This is a genomic window from Streptomyces sp. NPDC043738 (assembly GCF_056436545.1).
On the sequence record NZ_JBWKCJ010000004.1, the window covers coordinates 338174 to 362745 of the forward strand.

Genomic DNA, 24572 nt, shown 5'->3' on the forward strand with positions numbered 1-24572 from the left:
CGTGGGGCGGGGAGCCCGGCGCGGCGCGGGGTCAGTTCCACTCGGGGTAGGTGAATCCGTTCGCGTCGGCCATCCGGCCGGGGACCCCGTCGAGGTCCTCGGGCAGCAGGCTCCACACGATCAGATCGGTACGGATGTCCGTCCAGCCGCCGTCCTCCGTGCGGCTGCGGGCTATCCAGGCGTTGCGCAGCACTCCCTCGCTGATGCAGCCGATCTTCTGGGCGACCTGCTGGGAGGCGGTGTTGTCGGCGGCGGTGCGCAGCTCCAGGCGTTCGAACCGCTGGTCCTGGAAGAGCCATTGCGCGACCGCGAGGACGGACTCCGAGGCGTAGCCCTCGCCGCGCGCCCAGGCGGCGGTGACATAGGCGATCTCGGTGCTGCGGACCCGCCAGTCGGTGTGGTCGAGGTGGACGGTGCCGACCAGCCGCTGGGTGAGGAACTCGGTGACGGCCAGCGCGATGCCGCGGCCTTCGGTGCGTACCGCGGCGGCCTTGCCGGTGGCCCAGGCGCGCGCCTCGGCGGTGGTGTACGGGTGCGGCAGCGCGGTCCATGCGGTGACCAGCTCGTCGGACATCATCTCGGCGAGGGCGGGCACATCGGCCTCTTCGAACGGGCGCAGCACCAGCCGGTCGGTGCTGATGGAGATGTCCGGAAAGGTGGATGTCATGCCGCTGCTCCAACGCCGTTGACCTGGTGCTCCGGGACGTCGCGGACTGTCCACCGCGAGGTCACGGGCCGTTTTGACCGTATGAATGCACCAGCATGCAGCATCGGACTGCGGGTGTGCCACGCGCGTGGTCCCCGGCCGCGCGCCGGCGCGGGTCCGGGGACCGAAGATCGCCCACCGAAGATCGCCCACGCACCGGCATACATGCGGTGACCTGCGGTGGAGCGGTCGCAGGCGTCGGCGTGGACCGGGCTGGGCCATATGCGACGGGCCGGGGCGGCTCGGCGGTGCGCGGAACCTCGCCGCTGCGCCTGCTCGCCGCCGAAGCTGCACGTGCTCGCCGCCGAAGCGGAACCTCTCCACTACACCCGCCCACCCCCCTGTAAGGGGGGTGGGCGGCGGGGAAAAACGCGGGGGGGGAAATGCGGGGGGGGGGAACCAGGCCCGGCCCCTGAGGGCACATCAGCCCCCCAGGACAGAGTCGCCCCTCAGGACACAGTCAGCCCCCAGGACACAGCCGCCCCTCAGAACACGGACAACCCCTCAGGACACACCGGCCCGTCAGGACGCATCAGCTCTTCGCGGGACCGAACGCCGGGATGACCGAGCCGTCCTTGTACTTGTCCTCGATGAACTTCTTGACCTCGGGGGAGTTCAGGAGCTTGGCGAGCTTCTTGATCCGCGGGTCGTTCTCGTTGCCCTTCTTGACGGCGAGGAAGTTCGCGTAGGGGTTGTCCTTCGCGCTCTCCACGGCCAGGGCGTCCTTGGAGGGCTTGAGGTGGGCGCCGATGGCGAAGTTGCCGTTGATGATCGCGGCGTCGACGTCGTCGATGCGCGGCGCGGTCTGCGCGGCCTCCAGCTCGGTGATCTTGATGCCCTTGTCGTCCTTGACGTCGGTCAGCTTGGCCTCCGAGCCGACGCCGGGCTTGAGGGTGATCACGCCGTTGTCGGCGAGCAGCTTGAGCGCACGGCCCTCGTTGGACGGGTCGTTGGGGACCGAGACGGTGCTGCCGGACTTCAGGTCCGAGAGCTTGTCGATCTTCTTGGAGTAGATGCCCAGCGGCTCGATGAGGACGTTCTGGACGGGCACGATGTCCGTGCCGTTCTCCTTGTTGAAGGTGTCGAGGAACGGCTTGTGCTGGAAGAAGTTGGCGTCGACCTGGCCGTCGTCGGTGACCTTGTTGGGGATCTTGTAGTCGTTGAACGGCTTGACGACCAGCTTGAGGCCCGCCTTGTCCGCCAGCTTGTTCTTGACGAAGTCGAGGATGGTGCCGTGCGGGGTGGGGCTCGCGGCGACGACGAGGGGGGCGCTCTTGTCGCCCTTGTCGCCGCCGGCGGTGGTGTCGGAGGGGGCGGAGCAGGCGCTCGCGCCGAGGGCGACGGCGGAAGCGGCGGCGACGGCCACGGTGATCTTGACGGTGTTACGCACGAAGAGTGCCTCTTTCCTGTTCACGAACGGGGTTCCCGTGTGATGTCCGCCCGGCAAAGGGTCCGGGCTCCTGGGTGGTGCTGGTGGTGCGGGGGTCAGGCGGCCTCGGTGGCGGCCGCCGGCTCCTCGGTGCGGGCGCGGCGCAGGCCGACGCGTACGGAGGAGGCGCGGGCGCCGCGCCGGGCGAGCCGGCGGACGACCAGGTCACCGAGCAGCTGGACGAGCGTGACGAGGACGATCAGCTCCACGACGGTGGTGATCATCAGCGCGGTCTCGTACTGCTGGTAGCCGTAGGTGTAGGCGAGGTTGCCCAGGCCGCCGCCGCCGACCGCACCCGCGATCGCGGAGTAGCCGATCAGCGTGATGACGGTGGTGGTGACGGCCGCGACCAGCGCGGGCAGCGCCTGCGGCAGCAGCACCTTGAAGACGATGGTCCAGGTGCCGCCGCCCATCGCCTGGGCCGCCTCGACCAGACCGTGGTCGACCTCGCGCAGCGCGGCCTCGACCAGCCGGGCGAAGAACGGGATGGCGGCAATGGCGAGCGGGACGACCGCGCCGGTCGGGCCGATGGAGACGCCGACGACGAGCCGGGTGAAGGGGATCAGCACGACGATCAGGATCAGGAACGGGAAGGACCGTCCGATGTTCACGATCGCGCCGAGGACCTTGTTCACCACGACGTTCTGCAGGATGGCGCCGCGGTCGGTCAGATGCAGCAGCACCCCGATCGGGATGCCGAAGAGCACCGCGTAGAACGTCGACCACCACACCATGAAGAGGGTGTCGAGCGTGTTGTCGTAGAGCAGTGGCTGCATCTCGTTCCAGCTCACTTGGCACCTTCCTTGTCCAGCTCGGCGGCGGGCGCCGGGATCACCGGGGAAGCGGTCTCACCGGCCACGCCGGCGACGTCGACCTGCAGTCCCTGCTCGCGCAGGAAGCCGATGGGCACGACGTTCTCCTCGAAGGGTCCGGGCAGCTCGATGCGCATCCGGCCGATCTGCTTGCCGCCGACGGTGTCCATGGCGGCGCCGAGGATCGAGATGTCGACGTTGTAGGTGCGCGACAGCTCGGAGATGACCGGGCGGGTGGCGGCGGAGCCGTGGAAGGTGACGTCGACGACGGTGCTCTGGTCGGTCGAGGGCTCGCCGCCGACCGGGAACAGCTCCCGGGCCAGCTCCGAGCCGGGCGTGGCCAGCAGTTCGGCGACCGTGCCCTGCTCGACGACCCGGCCGTTCTTCATCAGCGCGGCCGAGTCGCAGATCGTCTTGACCACGTCCATCTCGTGCGTGATGAGCACGATGGTCAGGCCCAGCTTGCGGTTGAGGTCGCGCAGCAGCGTCAGGATGGAGCGGGTGGTCTCCGGGTCCAGGGCGCTGGTGGCCTCGTCGGAGAGCAGCACCTTGGGGTCGCCGGCCAGCGCCCGGGCGATGCCGACGCGCTGCTTCTGGCCGCCGGAGAGCTGGGCGGGGTAGGCCTTGGCCTTGTCGGCGAGGCCCACCAGGTCCAGCAGCTCCAGGGCCTTGCGGGAGCGCTCGCCGCGGTCGACCTTGAGGATCTCCAGCGGCAGTTCGACGTTGTCCTGGACGGTGCGCGAGGACAGCAGGTTGAAGTGCTGGAAGACCATGCCGATGTGGCTGCGGGCGGCCCGGAGCTGTGCGCTCGCGCGCCGGCCGCGCCCGGCTATGGACGTCAGTTCCTGGCCGGCGACGGTGACCGTGCCGGAGGTGGGGCGCTCCAGGAGGTTCAGGCAGCGGATGAGGGTGGACTTACCGGCGCCGCTCTGGCCGATGACGCCGTACACCTCGCCCTCGCGGACGTGCAGATCGACGCCGTCCAGAGCGGTGACTTCGCGGTCGCCTGAACGGTAGACCTTGCTCAGGCCCGTTGTGGTGATCACAGGGAATTCCGTCACTGTCGAGTGCTCGGCGGCTCGCCCGCCGGGCACGGGGCATTCTTGCGAGTGCGGCAGGGGGGAACGGGGAGCGGCGGCGGGCGCGGGGGCCCGGCTCCGGGTTCCGGTGACGCGGGGCGGCCGATGGCGTCGGGGATCGACGTACGGCTCATGGCAGCAGGGTCTCGCTTCGGGGCGCGAGACACAGGCGGGGGCCCTCAGCGGTCACACATTCGACACATGCGACGAGCACCGGGCGTCATTTCCGCCTCGGTCGCAGGGGTGCGGCAGCTCGTCGTGGTCATGGCGGCAAGTAAACCAGACGGCGGTATGGACCGATCAAGCGTGTCCGCATACCGGACAGGCCCGACCGGCCCGTGGACAGCTCCTCACGGCGCGACGGTGATCTCCACCGCCCGGTCCGTGGCCTGCGCGGATATCGCCGAAAGGTCCGGAACCAGGACATCGGCGGACAGCTCGTCGGCCCGGTGCGTTGTGGTCAACGCCACGGTCACCATCCCCGCCGCGCGCCCCGCCGCCAGCCCGGCCGGCGCGTCCTCGAAGACCACGCAGCGGGCCGGGTCCACGCCGAGCCGCTCGGCCGCGAGCAGATACGGCTCCGGGTCCGGCTTGCCGCGGCGGACGTCGTCGGCGGCTATCAGGGTCTTGGGGCGGATGCCGGCCTGCGCCAGCCGGGCCTCGGCCAGCCGCAGGGTGGCGGAGGTGACCACGGCCCAGCGCTCGGCGGGCAGGCTCTCCAGCAGGGCGCGGGTACCGGGCAGCCGCACCACTCCCCCGGCGACGTCCTCGACCTCCAGCTGCTCGATCCGGGCCAGCGCCGCCGGGACCTGGTCCGCGGGCAGCAGATCGGCGACGATCTCGACCGCCGGGCGGCCGTGCAGCTCGATCCGGGCGAACTCCTCCGCGGTGATGCCGTACTCCCCGGCCCACCGGGCCCAGCAGCGGTTCACGGACTCGATCGAGGAGATCAGTGTGCCGTCGTTGTCGAAGAGGAGGGCGTCCGCGTGAATCTTCATGGTGCCCGAGCCTACGGGCGACCCCGGGGGTGGGCGCATCGGGTCTTTTGGCCCGTAATAGGGTCTGCGCATGCTTGATGCCCTGACGGTCGCGACCAGCGTCGCCGCGCTCGCGCTCGCCGCCTGGTGCGGTTTCGCCGCCTACCGAGACCAGCAGACCAAGGACTGGCACTTCATCGGCATGGCCGTGGTGTCGCTGCTGGCCGTGGTCCAGCTGATCATCGGCATCGTCCAGTTGGCGCGCGGCGAGAAGCCGGAGCAGGGCACGACGATCTTCGTGGCGTATCTGCTCGGCGCCTTCGCCTGCGTTCCGGCGGCGGGGTTCATGTCCCTTGCGGAGCGCACCCGTTGGGGCTCGGCGACGGTCGCCGCGGGCGGCGTGGTCCTGGCCGTGCTCGAAGTGCGCCTGTTCGACATCTGGGGAGGCTGAGGTGACGGCGACCGACAACGCCGCCGAGGAGGGCGCGCCGCGCACCCGCCGGAAGCTGATCGGCGGCCCGGGCATCCTGCTGGTCTGGCTGTACGGCGTGATGGTCGTCGGCGCCGTGTCGCGCTCCGTCGTCCAGATCGCCACGGACTTCGACCGCGCCCCGCTCGCGTACACCCTGTCCGCGCTGGCCGGCCTGGTCTACGGCTTCATCACCTACTCACTCGTCCGCGGCGGGGAGGCGGCCTGCAGGGCGGCGCTGGTGTGCTGCGCCGCGGAGCTCGTGGGAGTGCTGACCGTGGGCACCTGGACGCTGATCGAGCCGTCCGCCTTCCCGGACGCCACGGTCTGGTCGGACTACGGGATGGGCTACCTCTTCATCCCCGTCCTGCTGCCGGTCACCGGGATGCTGTGGCTGCGCCGGGCGCGCAGCGCGTAGGCGGCCGCGGTTCGGTGTACGGGCCCGGCGTCGCGCGGGCCCGTTCCCGTCCCGCTAGGCCTGGGCCGCGAACTCCTCGGCCGCGGCCTCCTTCTCCAGGGTGACCATGCTCAGCCGCTGGGTGAGCTGCTCGGTGCCCACCGGCGCGTAGCCGTGGCTGCGGTAGAGCCGGAGGTTGCCCTCGCTGCGGTGGCCGGTCAGCAGCTGGAAGCGCCGGGCCGCCCGCTCGGCCGCCAGCCGCTCCTCGACCGCGGCCAGCAGCCGGCCGCCCAGGCCGTGCCGCTGCAGCCGGGGGTGCACGATGAGCTTGGCTATCCGCGCGGTGCCGTCCGCGTCGACCGTGCCGCGCACGGAGCCGACCACCTCCTCGCCGAGCCGGGCCACCACGACGCAGCCCTCGCTCAGTTCGGCGCGCAGCGCCTGGAGGGTCTGGGTGAGCGGCTCGATGCCGTAGTCGTCGTACAGCGCGGCCTCCGTCTGGTAGCAGAGGTACTGCAGTTTGAGGATCTGCTCGGCGTCCTGGTCGGTCGCCGCAGAGATGGTCACACTCGTGCCCATGCCCGTATGCCTCCCCTTGTCGGTTGGCCCGGGCGCGCTGAGGGTGAGAGGGGTGCGCCCGGACGTGGTGCCCTGACTTCCGGACTCCCCGGAATGTGGCGGCGGCAATCGCCGCCGTGAGCATTCTGCGCAGGCGATCGGGACGAACGGAACGGACCGGCAGCCAGCTCGCCTGTGACATTCCCAACTCAAATGAGAATCCAGGGTGCTGGTGCCGGCCCGTAAGGCGCCGAGCGCCTTCGAATGCAAGATCAGCGCTTGCGGAACTCCTCGGCGGCCAGCAGCGCGGTGTCGGGGTTGTCGGAGAAGATCCCGTCGATGCCGGTCGCGAAAAGCTTCTTGAGGTAGTCGAGGGAGTGGCCGTACGCGGCGGGGTCCTTGCCGACCTGGAAGTCCAGTGGCAGGAAGCTGTTCTCGTTGCGCAGCGTGTACGGGTGGACGACCAGGCCCTCGGCGTGCGCGTCGCGGACGAGGGTGGTGGGCTTGCCGAGCTTGCCCTTGTCGTCCTGCGCGATGATCTGCGGCAGCCAGGGGCCGATGCCCTGGGCGAAGCCGGAGACCCACTTGAGCCCCTCGGGCTTGAGCAGATCGGCCGTGGTGCGCGGGTCACCGGCCTCCACGAAGTCCCAGGGCTTGACGGTCGGCTCGTCGAGCAGGAGGACCTTCGGGCAGCGCAGGCCCAGCTTGCCGAGCCGCTGGAGGCTGCTGGGCTCGAAGGACTGCAGGAAGTTCGGGGAGTGCGTGTGGTGCCGCCCGTACCGGCGCAGCAACTTGGCGAGCGGCTCCTCGATGCCCAGGCCCAGCTTGCGGAAGTAGGTGGGGTGCTTGGTCTCGATGTAGAGCCAGATGTGGCGGCCGCGCCTGCGTCCCTCGCGCTCGGCCCACTGGAGGACCTCTTCGAAGGTGGGCACCTCCCAGTGTCCGTTGTAGAGGGTGTTGTGCTGGCGGACGTCCGGTATGCGCTCCTTGGCGCGCAGGGTCTTCAGCTCGGTGAGCGTGAAGTCCTCGGTGAACCAGCCGGTGAGCTTCTTGCCGTCAACGGTCTTGGTGGTCTTACGGCCGGCGAACTCGTGGCGGTCGGCGACATCGGTGGTGGCCGTGATGTCGTTCTCGTGCCGGCAGACCAGATGCCCGTCCTTGGTGGGGACGAGGTCCTGCTCGATGACGTCCGCGCCCATGTCGAGGGCCAGTTGGTACGAGCCGAGGGTGTGTTCGGGACGGTAGCCGCAGGCGCCGCGGTGGCCGACGACCAACGGGACCGGCAGCCGCTCCCCGGCCGTGCCGTCGCGCCCGCTCGCGCTCGCCTGGCCGGCCCCGCCGAACATCGCCGCCCCCGCGCCGAGGGCGGCCGCCGCCCCCAGCACCGTCCGACGTCCCGGCTGCTGCCGCTTGTGCATACCCACGCTCCTTGATTGCGTTCTTCGGTGGGGTTCCGGGTGCTTCCGGGTGTTTTCCGGGATGCGTCAAGGCGTGTTGCGCACCTGCCCGCGGAACCGGGCCGATCGTAAGCACGGACGGGTCATGCCGGGGAGACGCACGACGACTTCGGGGGGAACATGGTGGTAACACACATCAACCGTGAGTCAACTGTGCGTATCGACCTCATGAACCCGATGTGCGCGCGGGAGTAACCCGCGAGTATGGTCCTGGGCTGCAGAGTTCTGCTCCCGCTCGACGTTGACCAGCCACGACCCGGAGGGCCCGTTGTCCCGCATTGTGCTGAAGGCGATCCTTGGATTCGTCATGCGTGTCCTGTACCGCCCCCAGGTCGAGGGCATGGAGCGCATTCCGGCGACCGGACCGGTGATCCTGGCCGGCAACCACGTCACCTTCATCGACTCGATGTTCCTGAGCCTGGTGGTCAAGCGCCCGGTGTACTTCATCGGCAAGGACGAGTACGTCACCGGCAAGGGCGTCAAGGGCCGCCTGATGGCCTGGTTCTTCACCAGCGCCGGCATGATCCCGGTGGACCGGGACGGCGGCCACGGCGGGGTGGCGGCGCTGATGACCGGCCGCCGGGTCCTGGAGCAGGGCAAGGCCTTCGGCATCTACCCCGAGGGCACCCGCTCCCCCGACGGCCGGCTCTACCGCGGCCGTACGGGCATCGCCCGGCTCGCCCTGATGACCGGCGCGCCCGTCGTCCCGTTCGCGATGATCGGTACGGACAAGGTGCAGCCCGGCGGCAAGGGCCGTCCGCGCATCGCCCCGGTCACCATCCGCTTCGGTGAGGCGCTGGACTTCTCCCGCTACGACGGTATGGACCGCGACCGCTACGTCCTGCGGGCCGTCACCGACGAGGTGATGAGCGACGTCATGGAGCTGTCCGGCCAGGAGTACGTCGACATGTACGCCACCAAGGCCAGGGCCGCCTGACCCGTCGGCCGGCCACCGCGACGGGCCCCGTCCGCTCCTGGGACGGGGCCCGTCGCGCTGTCCGGACCCGCGCCGGTCAGCAGGGAACCCGGAAGTCGCGGTGCGCGCGCTGGCCCTCGGTACCGCCGGTGCGCGCGGTGCGCAGCGCCACCTCGGGCCGCGGTACCAGGCCGCTGCCGTGGAGGAGTTGCTGGCGCTGGGCGACCTCGCCGGTACGGGCGCCGGGCGCCTGGGTGTTCCTGGCCGAGACCCGGTTCAGCGGCGCGGGCTCCAACAGCTTCCTGGTGCGCACGAAGGTGATGAAGCTCTCGAAGTCGCGGGTGTGCCGGACCGGTGCGGTGAACCCGGTGAAGGCGCTGAAGCCGTCCTGGTTGATGAGGGTGTAGGAGGGTGCGGCGAGCCGGTAGCGGCGGCCGAGGTCGAGTGCGGCACCGTCGATGAACACCTCGGCCGGGTCGATCCGCCGGCCGACCTTTCCCGCGGCGTCGAAGGTGTAGCGCACGTTGCCGGAGACCGCCAGCGGCGAGAAGCCGAGGCTGCCGCCGGCGGTCGGCGCCCACTGCTCCTCCAGCGCGTCGTGGATCTGCCGGCCGGTGACGGTGACGGTCATGATGGGGTCGCCGAAGCCGACGGCGTTCCAGGCCTGTCCGAAGGTGACGGCGCCGTCCGCCGCCTCGTCGCGGATCAGATCGCCGGCGATCACGGCCTGCCCGACGCGTGGGGCGACCGCGATGACGGCGAGTTCCGCGGGGGTGTTGGGGTGGTCGGCGGGGTCGTCCATCGGGCCGAGCGGCTGCCGGCCCGCCCACAGCGCCCAGTCGGCGACGAGGTTGCCCATGGTGGACTCCCCCACCTCGTTGCGCCGCCGGGTGAAGGAGGCGGTCTGGGTCCCGACCCTGCTGCTGGCGCGCCGGGAGCCGTAGTTCGCCCAGTACGCGGCGATCGACCGCAGCTCCGGGTCCGGTGTCACATCACGGGTGTTGGGGTGGTTGACGGAGGTGGTCAGCTCCCGGATCACCGCTCCGGTGTCCGGGTCGAGGCGCAGGTTGATCTCGTTGACGAGCTGGCCGTAGCAGCCGGCCTCGACGAACGGGCGGGGGGTGCCCTCGGGGTCGGGCAGCATCATGGTGAAGGCGTTGTGCCAGTGGCCGGTGACGATGGCGTCGATGTCCGGGGAGGCGCGCAGGGCCAGTTCGTAGGCGGGCCCCGAGGGGTTCTTGCCGCTGGAGAAGTCGCTGCCGGCCACCGCGCCGTCGTGCACGCTGAGGACGATCGCGTTGACACCGCGTGACTTGAGTTCCTTGGCGCAGCGGTTGGCGGCCTCCAGCTCGTCCAGGGTGCGCAGTCCGGGCTGGTAGGAGCCGGGGAAGGACTCGGTGCCGATGGCGGTCAGATGGATGAAGCCGACCGGCAGCCGGCGGCCGCCACCGGCGTCCACGTACTCGATGTTGTACGGCGGCAGGACGAGTTCGCCGCTGGCGTTCCACACGATGTTGGCGCTGTAGTAGGGGAACTTCGCGCCCCGGAACCGGCGGCCGGTGGAGTCCTCGAAGTCGTCGTCGCGTCCGACGACCGGGAAGCCGTCGCCGTCCTCCATGTGCGACGTCAGGAACGTCGCCGACTTGTCGAACTCGTGGTTGCCGGCCGAGGCGAAGTCCATGCCCATGGCGTTGAGCGCCTCGATGGTGGGCTCGTCGGCGAAGGCGGCGGCGTCGAACTCCCAGCCGGAGAAGAGGTCACCGGGCGCGAAGAACAGGGAGTTGCGGCGGCCGTCGCGCAGCCGTTCCAGGTGAGCCGCCATGTAGGCCACGCCGCCGACGGTGTACTGCTTGCCGCCGGCGCCGGTGATGACGGAGTGGGCGCCGGGCGCGCCCTGCAGATAGCCGTGCAGATCGGTGATGTTGAGGAGTTGGACGTCGACGTACTCGTCGGCGGTGCCCGCGTCGCGGGCGTGGCCGGTGGCGTAGGCGTCGCTGCCGATGGCGCTCGCGGTGGCCAGGGCCCCCGCGGCGGTGAAGAAGGACCGTCGTCCGATGTCGCGCACTGCGTCACTCTCCTGAGCGGGCCGTCCGTAGGGGGACGACCGGAGAGTCAACCGAGCCGCGCGGGACGGCCGGTCACCAAGGCGCGTACCGGGCGTGAACGGGCGGGGGACAGTCGCCCCCAGGGCGTGTCCTGTTGATCATCGCGGGTGCGGGGCGACGTGATCCACAAGACACGCCCTGGGGGCGGGCGCGCGCCCGCCATCCGGCGGATCGGCCGTACGCCGCGCCGGCCCCCGGTGACGGCGGATCAGCCGCGCGACGTCTGGTCGGCGGGGAGGTCGGCGGCCTCGGCGGCGGCCGGGCTGTCGGCCAGCTCCTGGCCGCGGAGCAGGAACCAGGCGGCGGCGGCCGCGCCCAGCAGCACCACCGCGGCCACTCCGGCGGCGACGTCCACTCCGTCCACGAACGAGTCCTGGGCGGCTGCCAGCAGCGCCGAGGCCTGGTCGGCGGGCAGCTGGTCGGACGTCTCGACGGCGCCGCCGAGCGATTCGCGGGCGGCGTCGGCAAAGCCTTCCGGCACACCGGGCGGGGTGGCGAAGCCCCGGTAGATGCCGGTGACGATGGAGCCGAGCAGGGCGATGCCGAGCGCGGCGCCCAGTTCGTAGGCCGTCTCGGAGACCGCGGAGGCGGCACCCGCCTCTTCCTTGGGCACGCTGGAGAGGATCACATCGGCGGTGACCGTGAACGAGAAGCCGGCGCCCACGCCGACGACGAAGAGGATCACGCACATCGCCGCGGTGCCGGTGTCGGCGTGCAGCGTGGTGCAGCCGACGAGCGAGAGCCCGACCATGGCCAGCCCGCCGGCCACCACGAGCCGTACGGACAGCCGCCGGGCGACCCATCCGGCGGCCAGACCGGCGCCCACCGCGCCGACCGCGGCCGGGAGTTCGACCAGCCCGGCGTTCAGCGGCGAGCGCTGCTGCACCATCTGGAGGAACTGGGAGAGGAAGAAGACCAGCCCGGACAGGCCGAGGATGGTCAGCAGATCCGCCAGCACCGCCCCGGTGAACCCCCGGTGGTGAAAGAGCTTCATGTTCAGCAGCGGCGAGGCGAGGGTGAGCTGCCGGCGGACGAACACGAACAGTGCGAGCACACCGACGACGGCCGCCACGGCGATCTCCCAGCGGTAGCCCACCGCCGCCGCTTCCTTGACGGCGTAGACGACAGCGACCATGCCCACCAGGGCCAGCAGCACGCTGGGAATGTCCCAGGGCCCGGGGTCGGGGTTGCGCGACTCCGGGATCACCTTGGCGCCGACGGCCACCAGCAGCGCCATCACCGGAAGGTTGATCAGGAAGACCGAACCCCACCAGAAGTGCCCCAGCAGAAATCCGCCGAGGACCGGCCCGACGGCCATGCCGGCCGAGGCCATCGCGCCCCAGATGCCGATGGCCAGGCTGCGCTCCCTGGGGTCGTGGAAGAGGTTGCGGATCAGCGCGAGGGTGGACGGCATCAGCGTCGCACCGGCCACGCCCTGCAGCGCCCGCGCGACGATCATCATCTCCGGGCTGGTGGCGTAGGCGGCGAGCACCGACATGGCGCCGAAGGCGACGGAGCCGATCAGCAGCAGCTTCTTGCGGCCGATGCGGTCGCCGAGGCTGCCCATGGAGACCAGCAGGCCGGCGATGACGAAGGAGTAGATGTCACCGATCCACAGCAGCTGGGGCCCGGTGGGGCGCAGGTCCTCGCTGAGGAAGGGGGTGGCGAGGCCGAGGACCGTGGCGTCGACGCCGACGAGGAGTACGGCCAGGACGAGGACGGCGAGCGCGAGCCAGCGGCCCGGGCGGGGTTGGTCGTCCACATGGGCCGAACCGGCCCGTCCTGACGCTATGGTCTCGGTCATTTCTCCATGCTCCGTCGGATGCCGCCGAGCAGCAGCTCGGCGATCGAGTGGTTGAGGTCGTTGCGGGCGACCCGCCCTTCGTGCACGGCCCAGGCGCCGGCGCCGATCAGGCCGTAGAACGCCTCGGTGAGCCAGGCGGCACTCAGTTCGACCCGGAAGTCGCCCTCTTCCTGGCCGCGGCGGAAGAGCGCGGTGATCCGCGCGTCGAGCTCCGCCCAGCCGGCGTTGATCTCGCCGCCCTCGAAGAGCTGGTTCTCGGTGAAGAGGAAGGCGAGTACGGCGGCGACCGGCTCGGCTTCGGCGATCAGCCGGCGCAGCGCCTCGGCCGCGTCGTCCTGGTCCAGCCGCGCGGCGTCCATGGCCTGCGCGAACTGCGCGATCCCGTGTTCCTCCAGGGCTCTGATCAGGGCGTCCCGCCCGGCGAAGTGCCGGTGCAGGGTGGCGCGGCTGATACCGGCGGCCCGGGCGATCTCGTCCATCGACGTCGTCGCCCGGCGAGTGAGCAGCGCGGCGGCTTCCTTGAGTACGTGTGCACGATCCACGGCCATGAGACACACACTATCCGAATGAGACACGAATGTCTCATCCCATGGTGCGCTCACCGCGCCCCGCGGCGGACGGCACGACTCCGCAGCACCCGGGAAGGCCGACGGCCCGCACCCGGTCACATCCGGGTGCGGGCCGTCGCCGGGCTCCTGTCCTGCCTACCGCGGCTGCTTGGCCGCCGCCCACTCCTGCTGCTTCAGCAGATCGGCCCGCACCTCGGCGAGCTGGACCGCGACCGCCGAGGGGGCGGTGCCGCCGCGGCCGCTGCGCGAGGCGAGCGCGCCGGGGACGTTGAGCACGCCGCGGACCTCGGGGGTCAGATGGGGGGAGATCTTGGCGAACTGCTCGTCGGTGAGCTCGTCCAGCTCGATGCCGTGCGCCTCGCACTCCTTGACGCAGGAGCCCGCGACCTCGTGCGCCACCCGGAACGGCACGCCCTGCTTGACCAGCCACTCCGCGATGTCGGTGGCCAGCGAGAAGCCCGCCGGTGCCAGCTCCTCCATCCGCTCGCGGTTGACGGTCAGGGTGGCCATCATGCCGGTGAACGCCGGGAGCAGTACCTCCAGTTGGTCGCAGGAGTCGAAGACCGGCTCCTTGTCCTCCTGCAGGTCGCGGTTGTACGCGAGCGGCAGCGCCTTGAGCGTCGCCAGCAGCCCGGTCAGATTGCCGATCAGACGCCCCGACTTGCCCCGCGCCAGCTCCGCGATGTCCGGGTTCTTCTTCTGCGGCATGATCGACGAGCCGGTCGAGAAGGCGTCGTGCAGGGTCACGAAGGAGAACTCCTTCGTGTTCCAGATGATGACCTCCTCGGCGATCCGGGAGAGGTTCACGCCGATCATCGCGGTGATGAAGGCGAACTCGGCGACGAAGTCCCGGGAGGCCGTGCCGTCGATGGAGTTCCCCGCGCTGCCGTGCTCGAAGCCGAGGTCCGCGGCGACCGCCTCCGGATCGAGGCCGAGCGAGGAGCCGGCCAGCGCGCCCGAGCCGTACGGGGAGACGGCGGTGCGCTCGTCCCACTGCCGCAGCCGCTCGGCGTCCCGGGACAGCGACTGCACATGCGCCAGCACATGGTGCGCGAAGAGCACCGGCTGGGCGTGCTGCAGATGGGTGCGGCCCGGCATCGCGACGTCCGGGTGGGCCTCGGCGAGCCCCACCAGCGCCTCCTGGAGGTCGGCGACCAGCGCGCCGATGATCCGGGCGTGGTCGCGCAGGTACATCCGGAAGAGCGTGGCGACCTGGTCGTTGCGCGACCGGCCGGCCCGCAGCTTGCCGCCGAGGTCCGGGCCGAGCCGCTCCAGCAGCCCCCGCTCCAGGGCGGTGTGCACGTCCTCGTCGGCGACGGTGCCGGTGAACGAGCCGTCGGCGACATCCGCTTCGAGCTGGTCGAGGCCGGCGATCATGCGCGTCAGCTCGTCCTCGGTGAGCAGGCCCGCCTTGTGGAGCACTCGGGCGTGCGCGCGCGAGCCGGCGATGTCGTACGGCGCCAGTCGCCAGTCGAAGTGGACCGACGCGGACAGCTGGGCCAGCGCCTCGGCCGGACCGTCGGCGAAACGGCCGCCCCAGAGCCGGACGTCGCCGCTGTTTCCGTTGCTCACTTGCTCTGCTCCTCAAGGCTGCTGTGGCGGCGGGCCGCCGGGGGACGCCGCCGGACCCGGCAGCCGCCCCCCTGCCGCGGGGGCGGGGAGGCGGCTGCCGTACGAAGGTGACGGGACGGGATCAGGCCAGGTCGCGCTTGGCCGCGATCTTGCTGGACATACCGAAGAGCTCGATGAAGCCCTTCGACAGCGACTGGTCGAAGGTGTCGCCGGTGTCGTACGTCGCCAGGTTGAAGTCGTACAGCGACTTGTCCGACTTCCGGCCGGTGACCACGGCGCGGCCGCCGTGCAGCGTCATCCGGATGTCACCGCTGACGTGCTGGTTGGCCTCGTTGATGAAGCCGTCCAGGGCCCGCTTGAGCGGCGAGAACCACAGGCCGTCGTAGACCAGCTCGCCCCAGCGCTGCTCGACCTGCCGCTTGTAGCGGGCCAGTTCGCGCTCGACGGTGACGTTCTCCAGCTCCTGGTGCGCGGTGATCAGGGCGATCGCGCCCGGCGCCTCGTAGACCTCGCGGGACTTGATGCCGACCAGCCGGTCCTCGACCATGTCGATCCGGCCGATGCCCTGGGCGCCGGCCCGCTCGTTGAGCTGCTGGATGGCCTGCAGGACGGTGACGGGCTTGCCGTCGATGGCCACCGGCACACCTTCCTTGAAGGTGATGACGACCTCGTCGGCCTCCCGTGCGACGGCGGGGTTCTCGGTGTACTCGTACACGTCCTCGATCGGCGCGTTCCAGATGTCCTCCAGGAAGCCGGTCTCCACGGCCCGCCCGAAGACGTTCTGGTCGATCGAGTACGGCGACTTCTTGGTCGTGGCGATCGGGAGGTTCTTCTCCTCGCAGAAGGCGATCGCCTTGTCCCGCGTCATCGCGTAGTCGCGGACCGGCGCGATGCACTTGAGGTCGGGGGCGAGGGAGGAGATGCCGGCCTCGAAGCGGACCTGGTCGTTGCCCTTGCCGGTGCAGCCGTGGGCGACGGTGGTGGCGCCGTGCTTCTTGGCGGCGGCGACCAGGTGCTTGACGATGGTCGGCCGGGAGAGGGCGGAGACCAGCGGGTAGCGGTCCATGTACAGCGCATTGGCCTTGATCGCCGGGAGGCAGTACTCGTCGGCGAACTCGTCCTTGGCGTCGGCGACCTCCGCCTCCACCGCACCGCAGGCGAGCGCGCGCTTGCGGATGACGTCCAGGTCCTCGCCGCCCTGGCCGACGTCCACGGCAACGGCGATGACCTCGGCGCCCGTCTCCTCGGCGATCCAGCCGATGCAGACGGAGGTGTCCAGGCCGCCCGAGTAGGCGAGTACGACGCGCTCGGTCACGGGATTCTCCTTACGGTGCATTCACTGATGGGTATAAGTATGCACTCCACCGTATGATTCGTCAACGCAGTAGCGAATACGCAGGTCAGCGGCGCGCCAACCCCCCACCCCGGACCTCACTCCCCCTGCGCCGGCCCCGTTTCCACCCCCTCCCGCAGCAGCTCGACGAGCACCGCCACATGACTCAGGGGCACCTGCTTGGTCGCGGTCAGCAGCGTCACCGGCCCCTGCGCGACGCGCTCGCGCAGCCGCTCCAGCGCCCGCCGCGCGGCCTCGCCCTCCAGCTCCTGGCGGTAGCGCTCGGCGAAGTCCGCGAACCGCTCCTCCTGATGGCCGTACCAGCGCCGCAGCTCGGACGAGGGCGCCGCGTCCCGGCACCATTCGGAGAGCTGCGCGGCCTCCTTGGACAGCCCGCGCGGCCACAGGCGGTCCACCAGCACCCGCGCACCGTCCGCGGCCTCGGGCGGCTCGTACACCCGCCGCACTCGGATCCCGTCACCAGCGGATATTTCACCCATAACCCCATCGAACCACGGGCGCCGCCCCCGCACCGGGAGCCCGGTGCACCCCTCTCCGGGGCCCCGCTTTGGATTCATGGCCCGGGACAGGGTATTTTTCTTCTGCACGCCCCGGCCGGGAAGCTTCCGGCCGGTTCGAGCATCGGGACGTGGCGCAGCTTGGTAGCGCACTTGACTGGGGGTCAAGGGGTCGCAGGTTCAAATCCTGTCGTCCCGACGGTGCGAAAGGGTCCGTCGGACGGGAATCATCCCGTTCGACGGACCCTTTGCCGTTCCGCCCGGCGAAGCGGCGGGGGCGCGACCAGTACCGGTCGCCGCGGCTCGTCAGCCGCCGGTCACGACAGGCCGCCGATCTCGGTGCGGACCTTCTCGACGACCTTGGCCGGGAGGGTGGCATAGCCCTGGAAGGTCAGGTTCTCCTGGCCCTTCTGGCTGGCGACATAGGTCAGGAACGCCTTGGTGGCGGGCCAGGTCGAGGACTTGTTGCCCTTGTTGCAGACGATCTCGTAGGTGACCACGTCGATCGGGTACGCGCCCGGGGCCTTGGTCGTGTAGTCGAGCTTGAGGACGAGGTCGGAGTCGCCGGCGGGTTCGGCGCCGGCGATCGCCTGGGACGCCGAGATCACATTGGCGTCGACGGGGGCCGGCGCGCCGGTGTCGAGGGAGACCGTGCGGATCATGCGGGCGACCGCGTACGGCAGCTCGAAGTAGCCGATCGCGCCCGCGGTCCGCTGCACCTGGGCGGCGAGGTCCGAGGAGCCCTCGACGCCCGTGCCGCCCTTGCCCTGCCACTCCTTGCTGTGCCCATAGGGCCAGGCATCCGGGGCGACGGCGCCGAGGTAGGCGGTGAAGTTGTCCGTCGTACCGGAGGAGTCGGAGCGGTGGAACTGCCGGATGGGGGTCGACGGCAGCTTGACGCCCTCGTTGAGCCGGGCGATCGCCGAATCGTTCCAGGTGGTGATCTGCCCGTTGAAGATCTTGGCGAGCGTGGGGGCGTCGAGGACCAGCCGGTCGACCCCGGGCAGGTGGTAGCCGACCGCGATCGGTCCGCCGACCATCGGCAGGTGGACGGCGTGACCACCGGGGCAGACCTTCTCCGACTGGTCGATCTGCGCGCCGGACAGCGGCGAGTCCGAGCCCGCGAAGGCGGTCTTGCCCTGGAGGAACTCGTCCTGACCGGCTCCCGAGCCGTTGCCGGTGTAGTCGATCTTGGTGTCGGGGCAGGCCCGGGTGTAGTTCTTGATCCAGTACTTCATGGCGTACTGCTGCGCCGTCGAGCCGGATGCCCGCAGACTGGCCGCCGCGCCGCAGGCGATCCCGGAGGCCCCGGTGGAGGTCTTGGTGGCGGTGCCGGGCGATGCCGTGGAGGGGCTGGAGGTGGCGTTCGCACTGCAGGCCGTCAGGGCCAGGGCGCCGCAGGCCACCAGCGCCCCGATCGCCCTGACGCGCGGCCCGCCCTTGCACAGAGGCTTCACTCGCCGGCGCTCCTTCCTGCGGACCGGGCGCGGCCGGCGCAGTCGAGGGTGATGAGACCTCCGTAACTATATGCACACTTTTTAACACTAAGGGTGATTTGGGCGGCCGGGTGAGGCCGGGTGGGGTCAGTGCGCCTTCTGCGCCAGCCTCAGCAGATGGTCCGCGAGCGCCTGGCCGCCCGCCGGGTCGCGGCTGATGAGCATCAGGGTGTCGTCGCCGGCGATGGTGCCGAGGATGTCGTGCAGTTCGGCCTGGTCGATGGCGGAGGCCAGGAACTGCGCGGCACCCGGCGGGGTGCGCAGGACCACGAGGTTGGCGGAGGCCTCGGCGGAGATGAGGAGTTCGCCGGAGAGGCGGCGCATCCGCTCCTCCTTGGCCGACTCGCCCAGCGGCGCCCGCGGCGTGCGGTCGCCGCCCTCACTGGGCACCGCGTAGATCAGCTCACCACCGGTGTTGCGGATCTTCACCGCGCCCAGCTCGTCCAGGTCGCGCGAGAGGGTCGCCTGGGTGACGGACAGTCCGTCGTCGGCGAGCAGCTTCGCGAGCTGGCTCTGGGAGCGCACCGGCAGCCGGTTGAGGATGTCCACGATCCGGCGGTGGCGGGCGGTACGGGTCTGCGGCACTGCCTGCCCGCCGTTGTGCACCTCGTTGTCCTGCGGCTCGGTCATCGGTCTCGTCAGTCTCCGGATCGTTGTTCCCCGTGGGCCCCTTGGAGGGCCGTGTTGAGGACGGCGGGGAGCCTCCGGAGGAACACCTCCGCTTCCTCGTCCGAGACGATGAGCGGCGGGGCGAGCCGGATGACGTCCGGCGCGACCGCGTTCACCAGGAGACCCGCGTCCTGAGCCGCCTGCTGCACCTGGGGCGCGAGGGACTCCGTCAAGACGATACCGAGGAGCAGGCCCACGCCGCGGACCTGGCCGACCAATGGGTGCCCCAGCGCCTCGATCCCCTTGCGCAGCCGTTCGCCGACCCGTGTGACGTTCTCCAGGACGCCGTCCTTCTCGATGGTGTCGAGGACGGCGAGGGCGCCGGCGCAGACGACGGGGTTGCCGCTGAACGTCGAGCCGTGCGACCCGGGCGTGAGCAGGTCGGCGGCCGGGCCGAACGCCAGCGTGGCGCCGATCGGCAGACCGCCGCCGAGGCCCTTGGCGAGCGTGACGATGTCCGCCTCGACGCCCTGGGCCCGGGACTCCAGCCAGTGCCCGGTCCGGCCGATACCGGTCTGGATCTCGTCCAGGACCAGCAGGGTGCCGGTGGCGGCGGTGATCTCGCGGGCGGCCTGGAGGTAGCCGGGCGGCGGGACGACGACGCCGTTCTCGCCCTGGACCGGCTCCAGGATGACGAATGCGGTGTCGGTGGTCACGGCGGCGCGCAGGGCGTCGGCGTCCCCGTACGGGACGTAGTCGACCTCGCCGGGCAGCGGGGCGAACGGGGCCTGTTTGGCGGGCTGGCCGGTGAGGGCGAGGGCGCCCATCGTGCGGCCGTGGAAGCCGCCGACCGTGGAGACCATGTGGGTGCGCCCGGTCAGCCGGCCGATCTTGAAGGCGGCTTCGTTGGCCTCGGCGCCGGAGTTGGAGAAGTAGACCCGGCCCGGACGGCCGGCCAGCGCGAGCAGCCGCTCGGCGAGCGTCACGGTGGGCTCGGCGACGAAGAAGTTCGAGACGTGGCCGAGCGTGGCGACCTGGTCGGAGACCGCACGGACCACCGCGGGGTGGGCGTGGCCGAGCGCGTTGACCGCGATGCCCCCGAGGAAGTCGAGGTACTCCTTGCCGTCGGCGTCCCACACCTTGGCGCCCTCACCGCGTACGAGCGGGATGCGGGGGGTGCCGAAGTTGTCCATCATGGCGCCCTGCCAGCGCCGGGTGAGGCCCTCGTTGGTCACCGCCGCCGCCTGGTCGTGTGCCGCCCGGGTCACGTCGCCCCCTCGATCGTGTTCGTGTCCGGCACGACCATCGTGCCGATTCCTTCATCGGTGAAGATCTCCAGCAGGATCGAGTGCTGGACCCGCCCGTCGATGACCCGGGCGGTGTGCACCCCGTTGCGGACGGCGTGCAGACAGCCCCGCATCTTGGGAACCATGCCGCTGGCCAGGTCGGGCAGCAGCTGCTCCAGTTCGCTGGCGGTCAGGCGGGAGATCACCTCGTCGCTGTTCGGCCAGTCCTCGTAGAGGCCCTCCACGTCGGTGAGCACCATCAGCGTCTCGGCGCCGAGCGCGGCGGCCAGCGCGGCCGCGGCGGTGTCGGCGTTGACGTTGAAGATGCCGGACTGGCCGGCGGCGAGGTCCTCGTCGTCGCTGCTGCGGGCGATGGAGGAGATCACCGGGATCCGGCCGTCGTCCAGCAGGGCGTGCACCGCCCCGGGGTCGATGGCGGTGATCTCGCCGACCCGGCCGATGTCCACCCGCTCGCCGTCTATGTCGGCGTAGTGCTTGGTCGCGGTCATCAGATGGGCGTCCTCGCCGGTCATGCCGACGGCGAGCGGGCCGTGCTCGTTGAGCAGGCCGACGAGCTCCCGCTGCACCTGGCCGGCGAGCACCATCCGTACGACGTTCATCGCCTCGGGCGTGGTGACCCGAAGGCCGCCCTTGAACTCCGACTCCAGGCCGAGCAGGTCCAGCTGGGCGCTGATCTGCGGGCCGCCGCCGTGCACCACGACCGGGCGCAGGCCGGCGTGCCGCAGGAAGACCACGTCCTGGGCGAAGGCCCGCTTGAGGTCCTCGTCGACCATCGCGTTGCCGCCGAACTTGATGACGACGGTCTTGCCGTGGTGCCGGGTCAGCCAGGGCAGCGCCTCGATCAGGGTGCGGGCCTTGGGCAGCGCGGTGTGCTTACGGGCGCTCATGACGAGTACGCGCTGTTCTCGTGGACGTAGTCGGCGGTGAGGTCGTTGGCCCAGATGACCGCGGACTCGGTGCCGGCGGCGAGGTCGGCGGTGATCCGCACCTCCCGGTAGCGCATGTCGACCAGGTCGCGGTCCTCGCCCACCGAGCCGTTCTTGCAGACCCAGACGTCGTTGATGGCGACGTTGAGCTGGTCGGGCTCGAAGACCGCGGAGGTGGTGCCGATGGCGGAGAGCACCCGGCCCCAGTTGGGGTCCTCGCCGTGGATGGCGCACTTGAGGAGGTTGTTGCGGGCGATGGAGCGGCCGACCTCGACGGCGTCGTCCTCGCTGGCGGCGTTGACCACCTCGATGCGGATGTCCTTGCTCGCGCCCTCGGCGTCCCCGATCAGCTGCCGGGCGAGGTCGTCGCAGACCGTGCGCACGGCCTCGGCGAAGGCGTCCTGGTCCGGTACGACACCGGAGGCGCCGGAGGCGAGCAGCAGGACGGTGTCGTTGGTGGACATGCAGCCGTCGGAGTCGACCCGGTCGAAGGTGGTGCGGGTGGCGGCCCGCAGTGCCGCGTCGAGGCCGGCAAAGGGCACGTCGGCGTCGGTGGTGAGCACGACGAGCATGGTGGCCAGGCCCGGGGCGAGCATGCCGGCGCCCTTGGCCATGCCGCCGACGGTCCAGCCGTCGCCCTGGGCCACGGCGGTCTTGTGCACGCTGTCGGTCGTCTTGATGGCGATGGCGGCCTTCTCGCCGCCGTGCTCGCTCAGTTCGGCGGCGGCCCGCTCGACTCCGGCCAGCAGCTTGTCCATCGGGAGCCGGATGCCGATCAGCCCCGTGGAGGCGACGGCCACCTCGCCGGCGCTGTGCCCGTCGAGCACCTCGGCGACCTTCTCCGCGGTGGCGTGGGTGTCCTGGAAACCGAGCGGGCCCGTGCAGGCGTTGGCGCCACCGGAGTTGAGGACGACGGCGGAGACCGTGCCGCCCTTGAGGACCTGCTCGGACCAGACGACCGGGGCGGCCTTGACGCGGTTGGAGGTGAAGACGCCGGCGGCGGCCTGTCGCGGCCCGTTGTTCACCACGAGGGCGAGGTCCGGGTTGCCGTTGTCCTTGATCCCGGCGGCGATGCCCGCCGCCGTGAATCCCTTGGCTGCCGTCACACTCATGCTGTGGCCTCGCTCCGCTCGGCGCGGACGCATGAGCGTCGCACGCACCTCTCAACTGTTCCCTCGCTGCGCTCGCTCACGGCGCGACTCCGATCGTCGAAAGTCCGGTGGCCTCGTCGAGACCGAGGGCGATGTTCATGGACTGCAGGGCGCCGCCCGCGGTGCCCTTGGTGAGGTTGTCGATGGCGCTGATCACGATGACCCGGCCGGCCGCCTCGTCGTACGCCACCTGGATCTGCGCGGCGTTGGAGCCGTAGACGGCGGCGGTCGCCGGCCACTGCCCCTCGGGGAGCAGCCGGACGAACGGCTCGTCGGCGAAGGCCTTGTCGTACGCGGCCCGTACGACGGCGGCGTCCACGCCGGGCTTCGCCTTCGCCGAGCAGGTGGCGAGGATGCCGCGCGGCATCGGCGCCAGGGTCGGGGTGAAGGAGACGGTGACCGGCTCCCCCGCGACCGCGCCGAGGTTCTGGATCATCTCGGGGGTGTGCCGGTGCACGCCGCCCACGCCGTACGGGGACATCGAGCCCATGACCTCCGAGCCGAGCAGATGCGGCTTGGCGGCCTTGCCGGCGCCGGACGTACCGGACGCGGCGACGACCACGGCCTCGGCCTCGACGAGCCCGGCGGCGTACGCGGGGAAGAGCGCGAGCGAGACGGCGGTCGGGTAGCAACCGGGCACCGCGATGCGCTTGGACCCCTCCAGCGCAGCACGGCAACCCGGCAGTTCGGGGAGGCCGTAGGGCCAGGTGCCGGCGTGCTCACTGCCGTAGAACCGCTGCCAGTCCGCCGCGTCCTTGAGCCGGAAGTCGGCGCCCATGTCGACGACGAGGACGTCCGGCCCGAGCTCCTCGGCGACCGCGGCGGACTGGCCGTGCGGCAGCGCGAGGAAGACGACGTCATGGCCGGCCAGCACCTCGGCGGAGGTCGGCTGGAGCTCCCGGTCGGCCAGCGGGAGCAGATGCGGCTGCAGCGAACCCAGACGCTGCCCCGCGTTGGAGTGCCCGGTCAGCGCGCCGATCTCGACCTCCGGGTGCCCCAGAAGCAGGCGCAGCACCTCACCCCCCGCATACCCGCTCGCACCGGCCACTGCCGCTCGTACCGTCATGGACCCTCCTCCTTGATGGCATGACTATACGGAATACAGCAGTTTTATGCAATGCCCTGAGGTCGGGCCGCTCGGTCGCACCGGGGACCGGGGACCGGGGCCGCATGAGCGCTGAGTAGAGCACTCCACCTCGGCGAGGCAGGCTGTACCCATGCGGTCTCCCCTCCGCGCACCTTCTCGACCGGAAGCCGGCGGTCACGGCCGGGCCCTCTTCGCCGTCGCGCAGTGCGTGCCCTTCGCGATCGCCCTGCTCGTGGTGGGCATCGAGTTCTCGCCCGCGCACTTTCTGTACACGGGCCCGCTGCTCACCGCGACGCCGGCGCTGGCCGCGGTGACGATGGGGCCCAAGGGGACGGTCTCGGCGGCGTGTGTCGCGCTGGCCGTCAGTGTGGCCACCGCCACCCACAACCAGGCATGGGGCAGCCAGCAGGTCTACACCAACTTCCTGGCCATCTTCCTGGTGTCCGCGGCCAGCATCGCGACCAGCAGCGCCATGCACACGCGCCGGGCGAGCGAACTCGACCAGGTCCGCCGGATCGCCGCGGCGGCGCAGGAGGTCCTGATGCGTCCGGTCCCCGCCCGGCTGGGCCCGGTACGGGCGGCCGGCATGTACCTCGCGGCGGAGACCGGGGCGCAGATCGGCGGCGACCTCTACGAGGCCGTGCAGACCCGGTACGGGGTCCGGATGATCGTGGGGGACGTACGGGGCAAGGGGCTGCCCGCCGTGCGGGGCGCCGCCGCCGTGCTGGGCGCGTTCCGGGAGGCCGTGCACTACGAGGACGACCTCGTGGAGGTCATGAACCACTGCGCGGCCGCACTGCAACGGGAGAAGGCCGGGCCCGGTGCGGGCGACGCGGAGTCACTGGCCGAGGGGTTCGTCACCGCGCTGATCGCCCAGGTGCCCGACATGCCCGTCGTCCAGCTGGTCAACCGCGGCCACCCGCCGCCGCTCGTGCTGCGGCAGGGCGAGGTGCAGGCGCTGATGCCCGCCTCGCCGCTGCCGCCCCTGGGACTGGAGGACTTCATCACCGGCCCTCCCGCCAAGGCGGAGAGCTATCCGTTCCCGCCCGGCGACCGCCTGCTGCTGCACACCGACGGCGTGATCGAGGCCCGCGACCGCGACAACGGCTTCTTCGCCCTCCCCGAGGCCATGGAAGCGGCGCCCGCCTGCCCTCCGCCGGAGTTCTTGGAGTACCTGCACCAGGGGCTGGTCCAGCACACCAGGGGCCACCTGGCGGACGATGCCGCGCTGCTGGTCGTCGACCGGCTGGACGACCAGGCGCCCCGATAGCCGGCCCGGCTCCCGCGGACCGGCG

23 protein-coding genes and 1 tRNA gene are annotated in these 24572 nt (G+C 71.0%); 5 read left to right on the forward strand and 19 right to left on the reverse strand.

The features are described from left to right. Positions 1–31: 31 nt before the first annotated feature. The 5 genes from AC0680_RS08805 to AC0680_RS08825 all read right to left on the reverse strand — a co-directional run bounded on the left by AC0680_RS08805 (position 32) and on the right by AC0680_RS08825 (position 5024). Positions 32–667, reverse strand: coding sequence for a GNAT family N-acetyltransferase (locus tag AC0680_RS08805; protein ID WP_478626114.1), 636 nt, complete (start codon positions 665–667; stop codon positions 32–34). Positions 668–1238: 571 nt separating this feature from the next. Then, the gene (locus AC0680_RS08810; protein WP_478626115.1) at positions 1239–2096 is read right to left on the reverse strand and encodes a MetQ/NlpA family ABC transporter substrate-binding protein; all 858 of its coding nucleotides are present in this window, start codon (positions 2094–2096) and stop codon (positions 1239–1241) included. A 95-nt stretch (positions 2097–2191) separates the two neighbouring features. Continuing rightward, positions 2192–2926 (reverse strand): methionine ABC transporter permease, encoded by a 735-nt coding sequence (locus tag AC0680_RS08815; protein ID WP_478626117.1) that lies wholly within the window; start codon positions 2924–2926, stop codon positions 2192–2194. After that, positions 2923–3993 (reverse strand): methionine ABC transporter ATP-binding protein, encoded by a 1071-nt coding sequence (locus AC0680_RS08820; protein WP_478626119.1) that lies wholly within the window; start codon positions 3991–3993, stop codon positions 2923–2925. The genes AC0680_RS08815 and AC0680_RS08820 overlap by 4 nt, the downstream gene beginning before the upstream one ends. Before the next feature lie 383 nt (positions 3994–4376). Then, positions 4377–5024: an HAD-IA family hydrolase gene (locus AC0680_RS08825; protein WP_478626120.1), complete on the reverse strand. Its 648-nt coding sequence runs from the start codon at positions 5022–5024 to the stop codon at positions 4377–4379. A 70-nt stretch (positions 5025–5094) separates the two neighbouring features. Here AC0680_RS08825 and AC0680_RS08830 point away from each other — a divergent pair, with 70 nt between their 5' ends. Together AC0680_RS08830 and AC0680_RS08835 are read left to right on the forward strand one after the other, a co-directional pair. Next, the gene (locus AC0680_RS08830) at positions 5095–5454 is read left to right on the forward strand and encodes a hypothetical protein (protein WP_478626122.1); all 360 of its coding nucleotides are present in this window, start codon (positions 5095–5097) and stop codon (positions 5452–5454) included. Between the two features lies 1 nt (position 5455). Beyond that, positions 5456–5890 carry a hypothetical protein gene (locus AC0680_RS08835; protein WP_478626123.1) on the forward strand — a complete coding sequence of 145 codons (435 nt, stop codon included), beginning with the start codon at positions 5456–5458 and terminating at the stop codon, positions 5888–5890. Positions 5891–5944: 54 nt separating this feature from the next. Here the strand turns inward: AC0680_RS08835 and AC0680_RS08840 are convergent, their stop codons facing one another. Beyond that, the gene (locus tag AC0680_RS08840) at positions 5945–6448 is read right to left on the reverse strand and encodes a GNAT family N-acetyltransferase (RefSeq protein WP_478626125.1); all 504 of its coding nucleotides are present in this window, start codon (positions 6446–6448) and stop codon (positions 5945–5947) included. Positions 6449–6699: 251 nt separating this feature from the next. Then, positions 6700–7845: a glycerophosphodiester phosphodiesterase gene (locus AC0680_RS08845; protein WP_478626127.1), complete on the reverse strand. Its 1146-nt coding sequence runs from the start codon at positions 7843–7845 to the stop codon at positions 6700–6702. Positions 7846–8152: 307 nt separating this feature from the next. Between AC0680_RS08845 and AC0680_RS08850 the strand changes: the two genes are divergently transcribed. Beyond that, positions 8153–8821, forward strand: coding sequence for a lysophospholipid acyltransferase family protein (locus AC0680_RS08850; RefSeq protein ID WP_478626128.1), 669 nt, complete (start codon positions 8153–8155; stop codon positions 8819–8821). A gap of 76 nt (positions 8822–8897) precedes the next feature. Here AC0680_RS08850 and AC0680_RS08855 read toward each other — a convergent pair whose 3' ends face one another. From AC0680_RS08855 to AC0680_RS08880, 6 genes are all read right to left on the reverse strand, one after another. Next, on the reverse strand, positions 8898–10865 hold the full coding sequence (locus tag AC0680_RS08855; RefSeq protein ID WP_478626130.1) for a bifunctional metallophosphatase/5'-nucleotidase: 1968 nt from the start codon (positions 10863–10865) through the stop codon (positions 8898–8900). Between the two features lie 248 nt (positions 10866–11113). Continuing rightward, complete coding sequence (locus tag AC0680_RS08860; RefSeq protein ID WP_478626132.1) at positions 11114–12709, reverse strand: MFS transporter; 1596 nt, start codon at positions 12707–12709, stop codon at positions 11114–11116. Beyond that, positions 12706–13257 carry a TetR/AcrR family transcriptional regulator gene (locus AC0680_RS08865; RefSeq protein ID WP_468976726.1) on the reverse strand — a complete coding sequence of 184 codons (552 nt, stop codon included), beginning with the start codon at positions 13255–13257 and terminating at the stop codon, positions 12706–12708. The genes AC0680_RS08860 and AC0680_RS08865 overlap by 4 nt, the downstream gene beginning before the upstream one ends. Before the next feature lie 156 nt (positions 13258–13413). After that, positions 13414–14850: an argininosuccinate lyase gene (gene argH / locus AC0680_RS08870; RefSeq protein ID WP_478626134.1), complete on the reverse strand. Its 1437-nt coding sequence runs from the start codon at positions 14848–14850 to the stop codon at positions 13414–13416. A gap of 121 nt (positions 14851–14971) precedes the next feature. Then, a complete protein-coding gene (locus tag AC0680_RS08875; RefSeq protein WP_384428872.1) occupies positions 14972–16165 on the reverse strand; it encodes an argininosuccinate synthase in 1194 nt (397 codons plus the stop codon). Between the two features lie 116 nt (positions 16166–16281). Next, positions 16282–16683 carry a DUF488 domain-containing protein gene (locus AC0680_RS08880; protein ID WP_478626136.1) on the reverse strand — a complete coding sequence of 134 codons (402 nt, stop codon included), beginning with the start codon at positions 16681–16683 and terminating at the stop codon, positions 16282–16284. 143 nt (positions 16684–16826) lie between these two features. Between AC0680_RS08880 and AC0680_RS08885 the strand changes: the two genes are divergently transcribed. Then, positions 16827–16900 (forward strand) — tRNA-Pro (locus AC0680_RS08885). A gap of 118 nt (positions 16901–17018) precedes the next feature. Here the strand turns inward: AC0680_RS08885 and pstS are convergent. The 6 genes from pstS to argC all read right to left on the reverse strand — a co-directional run bounded on the left by pstS (position 17019) and on the right by argC (position 23256). Continuing rightward, positions 17019–18158, reverse strand: a complete 1140-nt coding sequence (gene pstS, locus AC0680_RS08890; protein WP_478626137.1) for a phosphate ABC transporter substrate-binding protein PstS — start codon at positions 18156–18158, stop codon at positions 17019–17021. A 126-nt stretch (positions 18159–18284) separates the two neighbouring features. Further along, positions 18285–18827 carry an arginine repressor gene (locus AC0680_RS08895; RefSeq protein ID WP_384428863.1) on the reverse strand — a complete coding sequence of 181 codons (543 nt, stop codon included), beginning with the start codon at positions 18825–18827 and terminating at the stop codon, positions 18285–18287. 8 nt (positions 18828–18835) lie between these two features. Beyond that, entirely contained in the window at positions 18836–20074 is a 1239-nt protein-coding gene (locus tag AC0680_RS08900; protein WP_478626139.1) for an acetylornithine transaminase, read from the reverse strand. Then, on the reverse strand, positions 20071–21000 hold the full coding sequence (gene argB, locus AC0680_RS08905) for an acetylglutamate kinase (protein ID WP_478626141.1): 930 nt from the start codon (positions 20998–21000) through the stop codon (positions 20071–20073). The genes AC0680_RS08900 and argB overlap by 4 nt, the downstream gene beginning before the upstream one ends. Further along, positions 20997–22151 carry a bifunctional glutamate N-acetyltransferase/amino-acid acetyltransferase ArgJ gene (argJ, locus tag AC0680_RS08910; RefSeq protein ID WP_478626142.1) on the reverse strand — a complete coding sequence of 385 codons (1155 nt, stop codon included), beginning with the start codon at positions 22149–22151 and terminating at the stop codon, positions 20997–20999. The genes argB and argJ overlap by 4 nt, the downstream gene beginning before the upstream one ends. Positions 22152–22227: 76 nt before the next feature. Next, positions 22228–23256, reverse strand: a complete 1029-nt coding sequence (argC, locus tag AC0680_RS08915) for an N-acetyl-gamma-glutamyl-phosphate reductase (protein WP_478626144.1) — start codon at positions 23254–23256, stop codon at positions 22228–22230. A gap of 151 nt (positions 23257–23407) precedes the next feature. Between argC and AC0680_RS08920 the strand changes: the two genes are divergently transcribed. Further along, entirely contained in the window at positions 23408–24547 is a 1140-nt protein-coding gene (locus AC0680_RS08920) for a PP2C family protein-serine/threonine phosphatase (protein WP_478626145.1), read from the forward strand. The last annotated feature ends 25 nt before the right edge of the window (positions 24548–24572 follow it).